This is a genomic window from Kribbella sp. NPDC049227, from assembly GCF_043197265.1.
In the GTDB taxonomy this organism is placed as follows: domain Bacteria; phylum Actinomycetota; class Actinomycetes; order Propionibacteriales; family Kribbellaceae; genus Kribbella.
In genome coordinates this window covers 41,240-58,143 of sequence record NZ_JBICST010000006.1, presented here as the reverse complement: position 1 = coordinate 58,143, position 16,904 = coordinate 41,240, and the positions used below count along the sequence as shown (strand labels likewise).

Sequence of the window (16,904 nt, the reverse complement as noted above, 5' to 3'; positions counted from 1 at the left end):
ACCGTGTGCAGGTCCAACGCCGCGCCCAGCGAGCTCCGTCCAGGGGCCTGCTCGGCTATCCCGGTCCGCCGCCACTACGGAGCGATCGCCCGCGCGGCAGCGCGCACCGACGGCGGTAGCCGGCAAGGGGAAGGACGGCGATGAGCCGGGGGTGGGTGGGAGCGCGCGTAGCAGGCGCGGGAGGAGCGGAGCGACGGAGCGCCTGCGTAGCGCGCGTGGGCCGGACTACCTGATCCGCATCCCGGAGATCGCTCGGGCGATGACCAAACGCTGGATCTCCGAGGTGCCTTCGAAGATGGTGTAGATCTCTTCCACATGTGCGGGCACCGAGCGGTGTATGTACCGAAAGTGGGCTCTGACCTGCGGTTATGTCTTTCATTGATGCTCAGCAATGACCGCCGTCTGGCAACGTCTCACGGAGCTGTGACGGAGCAGGAATTTGCCCACAGCAACTTCAGCGGCCGAACAGACGGCGACCCGAAGGGTGTCCGATGCGGCAGAAGCAGGTCTCGAGGTAGGTAGATCTGGGTTCAGCCAGGCGGCGCCTCATCCCTCCTGATGGGCGGCGCAGCAAAGGCCGTGCTCGGGAATAGGCCGGGTACCTTTAGCGGCCGCACATCCTCGCCGTGCGAACGGTCGGCGAAGGGCGAGCCGTCACGAGACGCGGCGGGAATCGCCGGTCACGGCCGGCAATCACCGCTGGAGATCAGCCTCTCTCACGAGTCGAACAGACCTCACCGAGTGTCACATCTAAGCTAATCCCTCTTGGGCCATGGTTGGCCGGGGCGTTCTGCCCGACTTCGAGCGCAATGTGAGCGCTGATCGTGACAGTTGCATGCATACTGAGCATGCGAGTGGTCCGAGGATCGCCTCGCACCGAGTACGACGCAAATGACATGCGGCGCCGCTGCTCGATTCCAGATCAGACAGTGGGGAGCTAAGGCGTAGTGTCGAAACCCGGTTACGTGGACCGGCAGAAGCTGAAGGGCTGGGCAGATCAGCTTGTCTCCAAGGGTGAGTTTCCCCGGCTTGTGCGGCAACTGATTCTCGAGACTACGCCTGGGATTGTGTCGCTCGGGATGCCAGCAGGCGACGGTGTGGCCGCCGGGGGGTGGGACGGTTCCGTCAGAGCCGTCAATGGGAACGCCTGGGTTCCGCAAGGCTACTCAGTTTGGGAACTGTCAGTGGACGGAAGCCCAGGAGTGAAGGCGGACAATGATTACGAGAAGCGTCATTCCACCCCAGGCGGCACGCCACCCCGTCAGACGACATACGTCGAGGCAATCCTTCGTCCGTGGACTGCTCGCGATGATTGGGCCGCAACCAGAACTGCCGAGGGCACCTGGCAATCGGTCCGGGCACTTGGTCTGGATGACATCGAGACTTGGCTACAGAGCGCAGCCGTCACGTGGGCATGGGTGTCCAGAGAGATGGGCCTCAACCCACATGGACTCCGGGCAGGTCTGACATGGTGGACGACCTGGAGTTCTCAGACATCGCCGGAGCTGACGCCTGACGTCGTGTTAGCCGGCCGCAATGCCGCCGTGACTAGCCTCCTCGGTGCCGGTGGCGGCACCCTGACGGTCGCAGGCGCATCTTTGGACGACGTGTGCGCATTCGTCGCCGCAGCAGCTGTGAACCAGGACGCTAAAGGTGACGGTCAGTTCCTTGCCCGGCTGGCCTTCGTAGACGACCGGACCACGTGGCGTGGCCTCCTCGAGGCTCAGCAGCCTCTGGTGCTGGTTGTGGCTGATCCGGACTTTGCAACCGAAGTCCTTCCGGACTGCGCGCACACCGTGATCGTGCCCGTGACCGCCGGCGGCCCGCACGTCGACATCGAGCTGGACTCGCTCGACGCGAAGGGTGTCAGCGAGGCGCTCCGGGCGGCAGGGCTGGAGTCGCAGGATCGGGCGGATGAGCTGGGGCGACTCGCTCGCCGAAGCCAAACCGCCCTGCGCCGTCGGCTTGCCAAGAAGCCAGCGCTTGTGCAGCCCGCGTGGGCCGCGCCGTCAATCACTCGCGCAGTTCGAGCGATGCTCATGCTCGGTTCATGGTCTGATGCCAGCAAAGGTGATCGCGCGATTGCGGAGGATCTTTCGGGCCTGACGTATGAAGAGTTGCGAGAACAATGTGTTGCGCTAGCCGCTGGCGACGACCCGTTCTTAACGGGCGTTGGGAATGAATGGCACCTTGTGTCAGACATGGACGCGTGGATGCTGTTGTCGGCATCTCTTACCGCGGATGATCTCAAGAGGCTTGAGCCCGCTGTCGCGAAGGTCATTGGTGAGATCGACCCGGCGCTCGATCTTCCCGAGGACTCTCGGTGGTGGCGCGCGTCGATTGAGGGCAAGAAGCGCGAGTATTCTTCAGCATTGTTCAAGGGACTCAGTGAGACGCTGGCGCTGCTCGCTGTCTTCGGTGAACGCGCTTCGGTAGAGGGCGTGACAGGTTCGGAATGGGCCGCGTATCTCGTGAGACAACTGCTTGAGGCAGCCAATGGGGATGAGAGCGGCCACGGCTGGCAGTCGCTGACACCGATGTTGCCTCTCTTGGCCGAAGCGGCTCCCGACCAGTTCACCAAGGCTCTTGCGAATACGCTCGCTCAGCCAGACTCGTTGCTGGCGAAGCTGTTCACAGATCAGTCTGCTACCGACTCGTTCTTCGCTGGGTCGCCCCATACACACCTGCTTTGGGCACTTGAAACACTCGCCTGGAGCGGTGACTACTTCGGCGGAGCTATCGACCTGTTAGCTCGGCTTGACCAACTGGACCCCGGGGGCCGATACAGCAACCGACCCGCCAAGAGTCTGACCGACATATTCTGTCCGTGGCAACCCGAGAATTCCGTTTCAGTGGAACGGCGGGTGGCGGTTATTGACGTAATGAGAAAGCGCTATCCGGACACGACCTGGCGCCTTCTCAAGAGCCTGTTGCCCACGCTTCATGGGGTCCACTTTCCAACGGCCAGTCCGCACTACCGAGACTGGAAGCCAGCGCATGTCAGAGTCACGAATGCCGAATGGCATGACTTCACCATTGCGGTACTGACCCGCATGCTCGACGATGCAGGCACGTCCCACGAGCGGTGGACGGCATTGGTCGATGGCTATTCGGACCTGCCGCCTCACGGACGCGAGATGCTACGGGACTCGATCGCGTCCTTGCATACGTCTGGCTCGATGGATGCAACCGGAGCTATCAAGCTGTGGGAGCAGATGCAGAAGCTGATCGGCGATCATCGAGAGTTCGCCACAGCTCAGTGGGCGCTACCAGAAGAAGACCTCACCCAGCTCGAGGCGGTCGCTGCTGGGTTCGCGCCAACTTCGGCAACCGAAGTACATGCGCATCTCTTTGATGGCTGGACTCCGCATCTCGGGGCTCTGAGCCGCCGCGCAGACCATGCTGCATACGAGGAAGCCCTTCAGGAGCGCCGCGACGAGGCTGCAGGCGAGATTGTTCGCGAAGGCGGCGTCGAGGCAGCTACAACCTTGGCCCGGAGTGTACAACTGCCAGGAGCGGTGGGTTACGCCGTGGCTGCGGCCGATCCCTCACTCGACTACGAGGTGTTCACACTTCTCGCTACCGACGACCGGGCAAGGAGTCAGTTCGCCTTCGCCTACTTTCAACGGCGCTTTCAAGCCTCCGGTTGGCAGTGGGCCAACGAGTTGCTAGCCACTCAAGCGGCGGCGGCACCCGAACAGCGAGCCACGCTGCTGCTTGCAACTCGTGATCACCCTGCCGCCTGGGAGAAGGCTGCTGAGGACGACGCGGTACATGACGAGTTTTGGCGGCACTTCAATTACGCCGGCCTTGGCGGCGAATTCGCAGATGTGGAGATCGTCGCGCGGGCCCTCATGGGCGTCGGTCGACATGGCGATGCCCTGCAGTTCCTAGGGATCTACTCACGACGCGAGGTGCTTGACTCTGAACTGGAAGCAACGCTCATCGCCGAGGGGCTAGAGTCCCTGCTGCAGGATCAGGACCAAATCCGTTCCTCGGGCTTGCGTGACCACGACTTCAACGAGCTTGTCACGCGGCTCGAAGCGAACGTTGCATTCCTCGGCACTGACCGAGTCGCAAGTCTTGAGTGGGCGTTCCTTGGTGCGCTTGGGCACGAGCCGGTGGTCCCAACCCTGTCCCGAGCACTCGCGACCGATCCAGACTTCTTTGCGCTGATGATCAGCAGTGTCTACCGGGCTGCTGACGATGCCGACGAGCAGCGCACTCCAGAACAGGAGCAGCAACGAGCTCGCATGGCTAGGAACGCGCACGACCTCTTGCGAGCATGGAACGAGCCGCCGGGCCTCACTGACGGAGTCATGGACGCGGAATCGCTGCGATCTTGGACTGATGGCATGGTCGCGAACCTCGAGACGACCGGACGCGCAGGACATGGGCTGCGCAACCTTGGCGAGGTTCTAGTCCGAACTCCACCGGATGCCGATGGAGTCTGGCCAGGCGAGGTTGTCAGGGACTTCCTCGAAGAGCGGCAAAGCGACGAGATCGAGTCTGGGCTGTACCTGGCGATTGTTAACGGCCGCGGCGTGACAACGCGTGGACTTGAGGAAGGTGGCGAGCGGGAACGTGACTTGAAGGCGAAGTACGAAACTGACGCTGTCAAGATCTCTGACGTCGCTCCACGCGCCGCCGCTGTGCTGCGCGGTGTTGCACGGTCATACGATCGAGATGCTCGTCGCAACGACTTGAGCGCGGAGCGGTTCCGCAAGGGACTAGAGTGAGCGCGGACCCGACCTAATGGCTCACACACGCTGGCGGGCCAGACCTCCGACGATCTGACGGTCTTCTCGCCGCTACGGCACCCTCTCCACCTGGCTCCGCCACCGCGCCGACCTCACTTCCGCCGACGTCGCCCCCCCGACCGTCTGACGGCTTGCTGCGTTCGAAGTCTCAGCATGATGATCGGCGGCTTGAATTCGCACTACGACATGACGAGCATCAGTGGACGGTCCGCCGCCTCGACGGTGGGCCTAGCCGCAATGCTCCTGTTTGCCCTGCGGTCGGAGCGACGGAAGACGACGCTCTTGGACCTTCGCCCAGTTCCGCGGTCAACCTTAATGGGACGCAGGACCTTCATGCCGAGGCGGGCGAGGTCCGAGCCCATCGCCTGCAGGTCAACTCGCCGCGGGCGAGCGCGCGGGCCGGCGGCGCGGGAAACCACGCTCTTTGCCGACGACCGTCCGCGGGCGCCGAGCAGGAGACGCATAGTCCACCGCCTCTTGGTGACGAACTGCCTAGATGGTACGCAAATCTGCGTGCCAACGCACAGCCGATACTGATGGCAGCTGCTCAGAGGGAGCTCCACCACTGTCACACATCTTGCACTCGAGGCGTGTCAGCGATTTGCAACGAGTATTTCGGCATCTTCGCGGGCCGGACGTTGAGCATCCATGGACGACCTTCCACCTCCGTTCGGGCACGATCTGACGGCGCTCCACCATGTCTGCGAGCACTGCGCCGACAGCTACACCGCGGCCAGATCCGACCAACGCTTCTGCTCAGATCATTGCCGCCTCCGCCACTGGCGAAGCCGCAAACGGGTCCGCTCAGCGGAAGCAATCGAAGCCAAACACGTCACCACGCTCCTCACAGAAGTCGACCGATTGCAGCACCAAGTCACTGAGCTGCAGCGCTCTAACGCATCTCTCCGCGAGGCCCTGAAGCGCGCACAAACACGACTCTTGTCCACTCGAAACCCGTACAGGAGATGGGACTTGACGTAGACGCACGGCCTCACCTCGTGCACGAGATGGAGCGCACGCAGCGCTCAGACAAGCCGAACTCGATCGGTTCGTGAGCGCCTGGTCGGGGTCACCGACTTAGGTCTGATCGCGACGCTGCGTCGAGCCACCTTCAGCGAACCGTGCACGGTCCCTATCATTGCCGTATGCCAGCTCGGTCGAACGATTTTCAGGCCGTCGTGTACTTCGTCAAGAAGCACATCGCACCTGATGCCGCTGTCACCGAGTCCGCCATGCTCGTCGACCGCATCACCGGACAGCGCCGCGAGGTCGACGTTCTCATCACGGCGACTCTCGCCGGGCAGCAACTCAGCATCGGTATCGAGGCTCGCGATCACAAGCGCCGCCAGGGCATCGAATGGGTCGAGCAGGTTGCCCAGAAGCACAGCAGCCTGCCTATCAACCAAACAGTTCTCGTCTCGTCGAGCGGCTTCACCAAGAGGGCCGAGGAGCGGGCAGCCCTCCTCGGAATCGAGGCCGTCACACCGAGCCAATCCATTCGACAAGACGGTCCCCTTGCCGCTCTCCAACTCAGTATCGAAGCGCGCGAGGTCCGGTGGACTGGAGAAGTTGACGTGCGGGTCCTATGCGAAGGTCAAGAATCCGGAGCAGAGCTCGATCTCGAAGCCCGACTATTCGCGGCCGACGGAACGTATCTCTGCACCGCACAGACCTTCGTGCAGGAGGCGCTCGCCAACATTGACACGACGACTCTCGGGACGGTCACCGCGACCGCCAATCCCAAATCCAACTGGCTACAGATACGAATCGAACCAGTGCTCGCGCACCATCCCCGGACTGCAGAGCAAACCACGGTCCACATCGCGTCGCCTACAAGTGACTCCGGGCTCTCGAGGATCCTCAGAGCTCAGATCGCAGTCAGCACGCAGCTCCGCATAGTTCCGCTGGGCATGTCGTCACAGCAACTGCAAGGTGTCGAGTACGCCGTCGGACGCGGACAGGTCCTAGATCAAGACGCGCTGATGGTCGTGACAACGGACACCGGTGAGCCGACAGCGTCGATACGCCTCACCGACCGCGATCGCAATGTGGTCGACCTCAACCGTGATGACATCATCAGGATCGAACCGACCTGATGCGGCACCGTGCGACCTTTGGACGCGGCCGTCTGCGGGCGGGTGCTCCCCACCTCGCGACGCATCCATGACTCGAGCCGCTCACACGGACGCGTACAAAAGCTACTTGTAGCGGTGCCACAGTTCGTTGGCGCCCGATCTGAGAGTGGCCAGCCGATGCGCGTGAATCTTGGCGATGTCGGGGCGGTGGCGGAGGTCAGTGATGACACTCGTCACGAGGACCAGCTCTCGGATGCGCCTAAGGGTTGGCCAGGCCTGCAGGGTGGTGACGTCTAGACCGTAGCTCGCGGCCAGGGCTTCGTGGTCTTGGGCGGCACCGAAGCGTAGAGCGCTGACTGCGGCAACTACCAGATCGTAGGCGAGCGGGCCGATGCTGGAGCCGTCAAAGTCGCAAAGGACGAAGCGGCCTGTGGGCTCACGTAGAAGGTTGCCGATGTAGGCGTCGCCGTGCAGCAGGCCCATCTGGAGGTTGGGTGTGAGTGCGCGGTAGTCGGCTTCAATATTGGACCATTGTTGGGTCAGCCAGGCGTGGTCGTCGGCCGTGAGTCCGTCGGCCATGGCGAGACGGCTACGCGCGCTGCTGAAGGGATCCCAGGGCTTTAGGCCGGACATAGGCTCGAGTTTGTGCCAGCCCAGCAAGGGCACCGCCAACTCGGCGCCGGTCCATGCAGGGTCGCCACCTTCGAGGAGCTGCCAGATTGTTGCCGAGTAGTTCTCGAACAAGACGGGCTGGACCAGACCGGGCGCGAGCCTGACGGCCGGCGCATCGTGGAGCTCCAGCCAGGTGGCGATTCGCGCGACATGGTCGGCTCGCTGACTGGCCAGGTCGCCAGCACCGAATCTGACGACGACGCCCTGGCCGGGAAGCCGGTACACGGCGTTGTTCGTGTACTTGATCAGCTCCGCTTCGTCCGGCAGAAGGCCGGCCTCCTGGCAAATGCCCTTGAGTGCGTGCTTCAGCCGTTGGTCGAGCTCTGGGGACAGGTTCGTCATGCGGTGAGTGCCTTCGGCGCGGTTGTGCGAACGGATTCGAGCTGGTGTACCAGGTCCACGGCATCGGAGTTGCCAGAGTGTTCTGATGCTGCGGCGCCAATCTCGGCTAGGCGGCTGAGTCCGCGGCCGCTACGGAGATGCTGCGCCTCATCGATCACGTCACGAGCCACGTCGATGCCGACGGCCAATTCATTCGTACGCAGCAGGTTCGTCGACAAGATGATCCGATCAGACGTCCGACTTCGGCGCGATCTGTCAGGGCCGGATTCGGTGATTGCCTGTTGCGCGAACGCGACAGCGCGCACGGCGTACTCGCGGGCTTGCGCATCGTCCTTCGCATCAGCCGAGAGCGAGTTGTACACCAGTGCCTGATGCCCGGTGTAGTCGCCCGGAGTGAAGTACAGGGTTGTCCACGGAGAGACTCGGCGCTTGTCAGCACGGCCCATCTCATGCTCTGCACGAGCGAGGGCATCGACGACATGATCGTGCTTGCCGAGCATCGCGTACGCCAAGGCTTCGTTGGCGTGGAGTCTCGCAACCTCGGCCGGATCGTCTGCGTCCTGCGCGGCAAGTTGGCCAAGCTGCAGCATCTTCAACGCCTCAACAGGCTGGGCTTCTTGCATGCTCACCCGACCCAGTCGGTACAGAATCGAGGCAGCCAGCGATGGCTCGTCGGCATCCTTGGCCAGTACGAGCGCATTCATCAAGAAGCGCCGAGCAGCGGCCTGATCGCCGATGTCATGGAACGACCAACCCAGCATGCTACTGAAGTCGGCCAGGGACACTTTGAGGTTCCGTTGCGTCCGCAGATCAGCGGTCGAGTGCATCATCCGCCGTGCGTAGCCGTAGAAACCACGGGCAGCGTCGACCGCCGCTCCCCCGCCGTAACGCTGATCGAGCTTCCGGAACTCCGCAGTCATCGACACGACCTGTTCCACGTCGATCTCGGAAATCACCGACGGCACAGAAGCCACACCACTGGGTACGTCGGGCAGCCATTTGCGAGCCTGCTCATTGACCGAACCGAACGCCACACTCGCCACCGCGCCGGCGAAGTTCCTGCGATCGTCGCTGGTCAGTTCGCGCGATTCGTCGCTCTCTCCGCGGCCAGAAGAGCTGTATGCGAGCCCCATCCGTCCGCGGGGAATCTCGAATGCGTCGGCGATGCGTTCAAGGACGTCGTACGCCTTGACCTGCCGACCGTTGAGGATCTCCGAGACCTCGCCCTGGGACTGACATGTACGGGCACCGATCTGCGTCTGACTCCAGCCGTGCCGCTGCAACCAGCGGAAGATGCCCGCCACGTCACGCGACGCCAAGACAGTACGCAGCTCCGGCTGATCCCACCAGGAGGAGTCGAGCACCGGCTGCGTCGCCGTCATCGTCACTCCTTGTCCCTGGGCGGCTCTGTGAAGTTAGCCCGAGCGCATCCGGTGCGTCTATCGGCGCCGCCGATAGGTCGACTCGATGAGCACTGCCTGTAGTGGTGTTCGCCGTCAGCGGGCCATGGTGTGGATACAGAGCGTTACAACCGACGATAAAGGACGCCCATCATGACGACGCCACTCTTCATCGTGATCTGCCTGACCGCGGGCCTGACTATCGCAATGATCACCGACCTGATGCGAGACCTGTCCGGCCGCAACGAATGATGCGGCGGTCGGCAGATGACTAGCACTCTTCCAGGTACGGACCACCATGAGCGGGGCGACGCCTTGCGGGCGTACGGCTACATCCGCAAGCACTTCCTCATGAACGAGATCGAGTTGGCGAACGCACGCACGCTAATCGTCGAGGCCGCTCAAGCTCGTGGTGCGCAGCTCGTGGCGATTCACATCGAGGAGATCGAGACATCACCGGAGGCGTTCCACGATCTGCTCGCGGTCGTGATGCAGGAAGCGCAGCGAATGATCATCACGCCGGACGTCCAGCATCTTGAGGTCGCAGGTAATGCGATGTCAGTACGAGAGCGACTCGAGTCGAACGGCATCACGATCGTGGTCGGCAACTAGCCACACAGTCGTAAGGAACGAGTGCCGCAAATGCCTGCTACCCAAGCCCTCGGGTTCATCTCGATGTCCTTCGTGCGCAACACAGGACAGCTCCTTGCGATCCGTCGACAGCTGAATGCGTTCGCGATCGAGCAACGGCTGCAGATCAGCAAGGTGTACGTCGAAGAGCCCGGACCGCCGAGCGCAGCCTTCGATCTTCTCGAATCGCTGCTGGAGTCCGAGGGGCAGCCGCTCGTCGTACCGACGCTGCACCACCTCGCCGTACTCGGGCACCCACTAGAGATCAGAGACCACCTCCGCCACTGTGCCCACGAGGTCCTGATCGCCACCAAGCCGGCGGAGCGGACGTGCTGAGGGGACGTCCCACGTTCTCCTCAAGTCCCCTGCACCCCGCGTCCGTTCCGCCGCTCCACCGGGAGCTCCACCTGATCCACCTCACTGAGTCGGGTGGCGTTCCTGCCCCGAAGCTGCATCCGCTCGGCGCCCCTGCGCCTGAGCGGACGCAGCGCGGCGCACGCTAAGGAACCGGCAAACCGCGGCACACCCGTCGGTGAATAAAGGACCAGCGGCCGACATTGGTTAAGGCCGGGCCGGCCAGCCGGCGTGACTCTGGCAGTACTGCGTGGTTTCCGGTATCTCCGAAAGCTCAGTCGAGCTGCTTACCTTGGCGGGCAAGGATCTGCCGCGCGGTGGGCAAGATACGCATTGCGGAGGCGATGTGCGCCACGGCGGCATGCCGACTGAATGCAGTTCGCAGGTCGCCGCTAAGAGGCGTAGACCATTTGGGCCCACCAACAGCCTCAAAGGATACGAATCCGGAGGCGTCGAGCCCGCTCTTCGAACGCATGTTGGCCGCCCTCAAGTATTTCGCAGACCTGTCGTCGGATGTCGGGGTTTTCAAGGCCGCCGCTCGTGTAGGTCATCACCGGCAACCGTCCCGGCCGATGTGCCTCGGCATTCGCAACGATGACCTGGTCGGCATCGGTGTTGATGACCAAGTTCGCATTGTGGGTCACGATGATGATCTGCCGGCGACGCCTCGTGTCGACGAAGCGCCCGACTAGTTCGTCGAAGATCGATTTGGGGTCTAGGTTTTCCTCGGGCTGATCGATGATGAGCGGCCGGTCATCTGTCTGGTCCACAGCTAGATAGAGCAGCAGGAGCACGATGCCTCGTGTGCCTGGCGAAAGCTGTTCGATCTCAACGCCGTCGTACTGCACGCCGTACTTGACTGAGATGTGCTCAGTGCTGTTCAGCCATGCTGCGATGCCAGCGGCCCATTTGCGAAAAACTGTCTTTTCGGTACTCGGCGCCTTTGCCTGCTCGATAAAGTGCCGATCGTGCTCATCACGGAATGCCATCATGGCCTCAGCCACCTCAGCGCTCGCACCAGTCTCCCAGGCGGGTTGGAGCTTCTCACTTACCTGAGTGAGCAGTTCACCGCGACCACGAAACACGCCCGTCCGGAGGTCCAGCAGAGCCTCGCCCTGCTTGGACCAGGCCGCGACGTCGACGACGCGCCTGACGCTGAAAGTCAGCTTCCCAAGCGTGCCCAGCTCCGCGCCCAGCATGTCCCTGAGCGGCGAGTACATCGCCTCAAGTTGCTCCTGCTCGGAGACGAAACCGTCGAAGAGCGATGCGTAGGCCTGCTTGCGCTTGAGCATCAGGGCTCTGATGCGGTCAGAGGCGCTCCCAGCTTCATTGATGCTGGCATTGACCGACACGAGCGCCGCCTCGGTCTTGGCAATCTTGTCGTTTAGTGCCTGCAGCTGCTTCCGGCGATTGACATCGAGGCCGATGAGCTCGCCGAGCCGCCAAGCCTCGGCGCGGAGTGAGCCGAGCGTCTCCTTCGATAGGTCGGCGTCATCAGCGACAAACGGCGACAACTCGTGTGCGGGCTGGGTTGGCTTAGGAATCGTTGGACCAACTAGGTTCACGATTGCCTGACGCACAGAGGTCAGGCGTTCCTCCACGAATGTAGCGGGATTGCCGTTAAACCCCAGTGTGAAGCCCTGCCACTCAGCGGCCGTCAGCCCGGCGACGGCATAGTCGCGCTGCAACTCAGTCTGGATCGCGGGCAGCCGCCGATCTGAGATGTCCTTGACGGCATCTGCGAGATCGGAAAGCGATCTCTCCTGTCGCTTTAGGACGTCCACTTCAGCCTGCTTAGCGACGAGCGCACTGTTGAGCGCTTCAAGACGCGTGGAGCGAGCTTCGCCGCCAACGACAATCAAGCCACCCCGCGCCTTCTTATCCTCCGCGAGAAGGCCAGAGAGTCTGGACAACTCGTTCTTCAGCCCCGGGAGCTCATCGCCGGCGGCGCGCTCGGCCTCGATCTGCTCCGCGAGATGCTCCATCTCATTCTGAGCGAAGCGACGGAGGTCTCGCCCATGGCTGGCGCGGAGGTCAAGTAAGTCGCGGAAGCTCGACGCCCCGAGCCGCTCCTCGTACGGATGTGCCTCGAAGATAACCCGTTCGATCTCCGCGAGTAGTTGGTCCGTTATCCCTTCCGACGAGCACAGGCGTTCAACGAATTGCTGAGACAGGTATTGGACGCGGGGCGTGTCGCTGTCAAGGGTGAAGCTCGGTGGAAGCTCGGCGTCCGAACTTTCCCCGTCGCCCCACTCAAGAGCTACGCTACTTCCGTCGAGGTGGTGACCAGCACGCTGCAGGAATGTCTGATCTGCCTCGTCTGGACTAGCCGCTCCAGCACCAGCGGCGATCAGGTCGGCCAGCGCTGTCTTGCCTGAACCCCGCGCTCCGATGATGGCGACCAGCCCTGGAGACAGGGGGATCTCGGGGGTCGCTATCCAGTCAGCGCCCGAGACGTAGATGCTGTCGATCACCCGATAGTCGAGCGCGCCCTTGGGTGGTCGCTCGGCAACAATCACGCGTTCCTTCGGCTCCAAACACGCCTGACGGAGAGACTCGAACGTGGCGTCGCCCTTGATCCAGGTATAGCGATTCTCATCCGGCTTACCCACTCGGTCGAGGCTGTGCGCGTCGCTGCCGTGAATGCACGCCTTGAAACCGTCGTACCGCTTGGTCAGCTCCTCGGCCTTCAGTGCCCCCTCCCCAATCCAGAAGAGGCGCTGGGCCGCCGAACTGGCGAAGATCACACGCGCGAGGCGCTCGATCTCAACTCGGACGGCTTCGAGAGAACCGCCCGCGTCGCGAACCCCAGAGGTCCCGTCCGTGCTCCCGCCAGCCACGCCGATGATGATGTTGCCCTGTGCCCAAGCACTGGCATCCAGTGAGGCCTTGAGGTTGTCGAGCGACACCTTGAAGAGGTTCGTGCCCGCCGCCAGCGCTGCCCGGTCATCCGTGATCGACGAGTTGTGTGCCTTGCCGAGCCGGATCAGGTCCGATCTGTCGCAGACGTACGACTCTCGACCCGAGGAGAACTTTAGGGTGCGCAGGAAGCGCCGCGTCTCCTCAACGTGGTTGGGGTCCTCCGGGGAGACAAGCAGGTGGATGTTGACCGGGTGGTCGTTCCTCGTCGCCGTTGGCAGACGTAGCTCGATGTTCGGGAAGATGAGACCAACGTTCGGTAGGCGACCCGCTGCCTGGAATTCGATGATCTTGTCGTACTCATCGATGCTGTAGTAGTCCGTGACGCCCAGCGCCTCAATTGGCGGCGCAGACTGCTCGATCAGGCTCAGGTACTCGTCCCAAGCGTCGTTGCCGAACTGATTGTTCATGGCCGTACCGGGAGTGTGGATGTGTGGATCCCATCGGCGCCACACTGAGCCACGCGGGTCCGCCTGCGACCGTGTCTGGGTAGCCGTCATTCGCCGGCCTCCGGAGCATCCTTCGCCGCGACAGGTGTCGCCCTCTGTGCTGCGTTGAAGGCGCGTCCGGCCTCCCGCCGCACTCCCAACTGCTCTCTCACGGCTGCGGCGTGCGCCCGCTCAGGCTCGCGCTGCGCGACCGCAGCCTGGGTCTGCAACTCAGTGAGGAAACCGCGCGTTCTACCCATGTCCGCCCCATAAGCACAAGCGTCCGATCGACGCTCCCGTCCCCAGGCCCACACCCCATGAGCCTCCTGTGCACCGTGCACCATAGTTGCAATCCGTGACCAAAGCCACCCTTCAAGCAACCACTTCGTCGAGAGTTGCCCGCCCGGGCCGCCGCGACACCTACGAGGTCTGATCGCCAGGAACATGAGTCCGCGGCGAATGTCGCTGTACGCGGCCTTGGCCGTCGATTTCCTCCGCGCTTCGAACGTTGAGCTGCCGCACATCGGCGGCGGGCGGAGGCGCGGCAATGGCGTATGTGAAGGATCAGTGGACTCGGGGCGTCAAGCAACCGGATGGGACGACGCTGCGGGTTCGGACCGCCAGGTGGGGGCACGGGAAGCGGTGGTTGGCGGGGTGGGTGGATCCGGAGGGGCGGGAGCGGACTAAGGCGTTCGGGACGAAGGCGCCGGCTGAGCGGCATGCCAATGCGATGGAGACGGATCGGGAGCGTGGGGAGTACATCGATCCGGAGGCTGGGAAGGTTCGGTTTGGGGAGGTTGCGGAGCGGTGGTTGGCTTCGCGGGTGGTGGATCCGGCTTCGCTGATCCGGTACGAATCGTCGTTGAGGCTGCATGTGGATCCGGTGTTCGGGCGGCGGCAGTTGCGGACGATCAAGCCGTCGGAGATTGCTGCTTGGGTCGCTGATCTGGATGGGCGATTCGGGCCGTCGACCGCGCGTACGGCGTTCCTCGTGTTGCATGGAACGTTGGAGATCGCGGTAGATGACGAGGCGATCAAGAAGAATCCGGCGAAGGGGCGAGCGGTCAAGGTGCCCGCGGAGAAGAGCGGCAGGACGATCGCCTGGAGCGACGATGTCGTGCTCCGGATCGTGGAAGGTCACGCGCCGCAGTACCGACCGATTGCTTCAGTCGGGGCGGCGTGTGGACTGCGGCAGGGTGAGTTGTTCGGGCTTGCTGAGGAGGACGTCGACTTCGACGCGATGGTTATCTATGTTCGGCGGCAGGTGAAGAAGCTTGGGCGGGAGTTTGTGTTCGCGTTGCCGAAGAACGACAGCGAGCGGACGGTGCCGATGTCTGACGGGACAGCGCTGATCCTCAAGGAGCACATCGGGGCTTGCGAGCCACGCCCGTACACCTTGCCTTGGGAGAAGACCGATGGTGAGCCACGGACTGTGAAGCTGCTGTTTCGGTGGACTGATGACAAGCACATTCGGGCGCGGACGTACGACGAGCTGGTTTGGAAGCCGGCGCTGTTCTACGCGGGTGTGATCGCAGAGCCGAAGACGGATCGGCGCGGCCGCCGGCAGTACATCTCCAGTCGGGAGAACGGGATGCATGCGCTGCGGCATTACTACGCGAGCATCACGCTCGCTGATGGCGTCAACATCAAGGAGCTGGCGGAGTACCTCGGTCATGGAGACCCGGGGTTCACGCTCAGGCTGTACACCCACATGCTGCCGTCATCGCACGAGCGGGCGCGGAAGGCGGTGGACTCCAGGCTCGCCAGACTCTTCTCTCTGAAATCCCACGGAGCAGTCACGGAGCAGGCCGCCGTACGCTCCCCCACTACCTCTTGGGAGACGGACGGCGGCCCGTATCCGGAAGACCCCGGAATCAGCCTCTGACCTGCGCGAACGCCTACCTGATACGCATGCCCGAGATAGCCCGCGCGATGACGAGGCGCTGGATTTCGGAGGTGCCTTCGAAGATGGTGTAGATCTTGGCGTCTCGGTGCATGCGTTCTACGGGGTATTCGCGGGTGTAGCCGTTGCCGCCGAGGATTTGGATGGCTTCTTCGGTGACCTTGACGGCTACCTCGCCGGCCTTCAGCTTCGCCATGGAGCCTTCGCCGTGCTGGTAGTCGGGGGTTTCGCCGCGCATCAGCGCCGACGACATGTTGGCGGCGCGCCAGACCAGCAGCCGGGCGGCGTCGATCTCCAGGGCCATGTCGGCGAGTTTGAAGGCGATGCCCTGGTTGTCGATGATCGGGCGGCCGAACTGTTCGCGGGTCTTGGCGTATTCGAGGGCTACCTCGTACGCCGCTCGCGCGATGCCGATCGCCTGGGCGCCGACCAGGTGGCGGGTCATCTCGAAGGTGGCCATCGACGCGTTGCGCCCCTGCTGTCCGGCAGCGGGCACTCGAGCGCGCTGGCTAGCGGCCTCGCGAGCGCGGGCCAGCCGGGCGTCCAGCTTCTCCTTGCCGCCGAGTACGTTCTCCGCCGGGATACGCACATTGTCGAAGAAGACGTCGGCTGTGTGGGACGCGCGCAGGCCGTGCTTGCGCAGCTTCGTCCCCATCTCCAGCCCCCGCACCTCGGACTTGGGTACGACGAACGCCGCCTGCCCCTTCGTCCCGAGCGACGGGTCGACGGTGGCGACGACGACGTGGATGTCCGCGATGCCGCCGTTCGTGGCCCAGGCCTTCTGCCCGTTGATGACCCACTCGTTGGTCACCGAGTCGTACGTCGCCCGCGTACGGATCGCGGACACGTCAGAACCCGCACCGGGCTCCGACGAGCAGAAGGCGGCTACGCGTACGTCGTCAGGTGTCCCGTAGCACCGGCCCATCCACTGGCTCCACTGCTCGGGGGTGCCGTTGGAGAAGATCGCGGACGATGCCAGACCGGTGCCCTTGAGTGACATCGCGATGCCGGCGTCGCCCCAGAACAGTTCCTCGTGGACGAGCGGCATCAGCAGGCCGGTCGGGTCGACGAAGAGGTTGACGTTCATGTCGAGGCCGTACAGGCCGATCTTCGCGGCCTCCTGGATGATCGGCCACGGTGTCTCCTCACGCTCGTCCCACTCGGCTGCGGCGGGGCGGATGACGTCGGCGGCGAAGGCGTGGGTCCAGTCGCGGATCTCCCGCTGATCGTCGTTGACGGCCAGCGAGAAGGTGGTCCAGCCGGGCTTGGATCGCTCGGCGCCGAGCTCTCCGGCAAGCGTCATCACGTCGGCGGACAGGGCGGGCGCGGACTTCGGGTCGGTCATCAACATCCTCCGGCGGCAAAGAAGCAGACAAGCCAGATGTTACCGGCGAGTGTAACCGTCGTTTGCACCGGGGGGC

Annotated in this window: 10 protein-coding genes and 1 pseudogene; 7 read left to right on the top strand and 4 right to left on the bottom strand. The window is 63.3% G+C overall.

Going from position 1 to position 16,904, the window contains the following annotated elements:
• Positions 1 to 965: 965 nt before the first annotated feature.
• The 3 genes from ACGFH6_RS26270 to ACGFH6_RS26260 all read left to right on the top strand — a co-directional run bounded on the left by ACGFH6_RS26270 (position 966) and on the right by ACGFH6_RS26260 (position 6,856).
• Positions 966 to 4,739, top strand: coding sequence for a hypothetical protein (locus ACGFH6_RS26270; RefSeq protein ID WP_393388893.1), 3,774 nt, complete (start codon positions 966 to 968; stop codon positions 4,737 to 4,739).
• A 669-nt stretch (positions 4,740 to 5,408) separates the two neighbouring features.
• Positions 5,409 to 5,741, top strand: a complete 333-nt coding sequence (locus ACGFH6_RS26265; RefSeq protein WP_393388890.1) for a DUF2116 family Zn-ribbon domain-containing protein — start codon at positions 5,409 to 5,411, stop codon at positions 5,739 to 5,741.
• A gap of 164 nt (positions 5,742 to 5,905) precedes the next feature.
• A complete protein-coding gene (locus tag ACGFH6_RS26260; RefSeq protein WP_393388887.1) occupies positions 5,906 to 6,856 on the top strand; it encodes a hypothetical protein in 951 nt (316 codons plus the stop codon).
• 102 nt (positions 6,857 to 6,958) lie between these two features.
• On the opposite strand, the gene ACGFH6_RS26255 is transcribed toward ACGFH6_RS26260, so the two are convergent.
• On the bottom strand, positions 6,959 to 7,849 hold the full coding sequence (locus tag ACGFH6_RS26255) for a phosphotransferase (RefSeq protein ID WP_393388885.1): 891 nt from the start codon (positions 7,847 to 7,849) through the stop codon (positions 6,959 to 6,961).
• Entirely contained in the window at positions 7,846 to 9,231 is a 1,386-nt protein-coding gene (locus tag ACGFH6_RS26250) for a helix-turn-helix domain-containing protein (RefSeq protein WP_393388882.1), read from the bottom strand. Before ACGFH6_RS26250 ends, ACGFH6_RS26255 begins: the two co-directional genes overlap by 4 nt.
• Before the next feature lie 285 nt (positions 9,232 to 9,516).
• Here ACGFH6_RS26250 and ACGFH6_RS26245 point away from each other — a divergent pair, with 285 nt between their 5' ends.
• Both ACGFH6_RS26245 and ACGFH6_RS26240 read left to right on the top strand, forming a co-directional pair.
• On the top strand, positions 9,517 to 9,861 hold the full coding sequence (locus ACGFH6_RS26245) for a hypothetical protein (RefSeq protein WP_393388880.1): 345 nt from the start codon (positions 9,517 to 9,519) through the stop codon (positions 9,859 to 9,861).
• A 30-nt stretch (positions 9,862 to 9,891) separates the two neighbouring features.
• Complete coding sequence (locus ACGFH6_RS26240) at positions 9,892 to 10,215, top strand: hypothetical protein (RefSeq protein ID WP_393388878.1); 324 nt, start codon at positions 9,892 to 9,894, stop codon at positions 10,213 to 10,215.
• Between the two features lie 446 nt (positions 10,216 to 10,661).
• Here the strand turns inward: ACGFH6_RS26240 and ACGFH6_RS26235 are convergent, their stop codons facing one another.
• The gene (locus ACGFH6_RS26235) at positions 10,662 to 13,652 is read right to left on the bottom strand and encodes a TrlF family AAA-like ATPase (protein WP_393388875.1); all 2,991 of its coding nucleotides are present in this window, start codon (positions 13,650 to 13,652) and stop codon (positions 10,662 to 10,664) included.
• A gap of 475 nt (positions 13,653 to 14,127) precedes the next feature.
• Here ACGFH6_RS26235 and ACGFH6_RS26230 point away from each other — a divergent pair.
• Positions 14,128 to 14,517 (top strand): annotated as a pseudogene (locus ACGFH6_RS26230) (hypothetical protein); the annotation flags it as partial.
• 69 nt (positions 14,518 to 14,586) lie between these two features.
• Positions 14,587 to 15,465 carry a tyrosine-type recombinase/integrase gene (locus tag ACGFH6_RS26225; RefSeq protein WP_393390548.1) on the top strand — a complete coding sequence of 293 codons (879 nt, stop codon included), beginning with the start codon at positions 14,587 to 14,589 and terminating at the stop codon, positions 15,463 to 15,465.
• Positions 15,466 to 15,478: 13 nt separating this feature from the next.
• Here ACGFH6_RS26225 and ACGFH6_RS26220 read toward each other — a convergent pair whose 3' ends face one another.
• Complete coding sequence (locus tag ACGFH6_RS26220; protein WP_393388873.1) at positions 15,479 to 16,828, bottom strand: acyl-CoA dehydrogenase family protein; 1,350 nt, start codon at positions 16,826 to 16,828, stop codon at positions 15,479 to 15,481.
• Positions 16,829 to 16,904 lie beyond the last annotated feature (76 nt).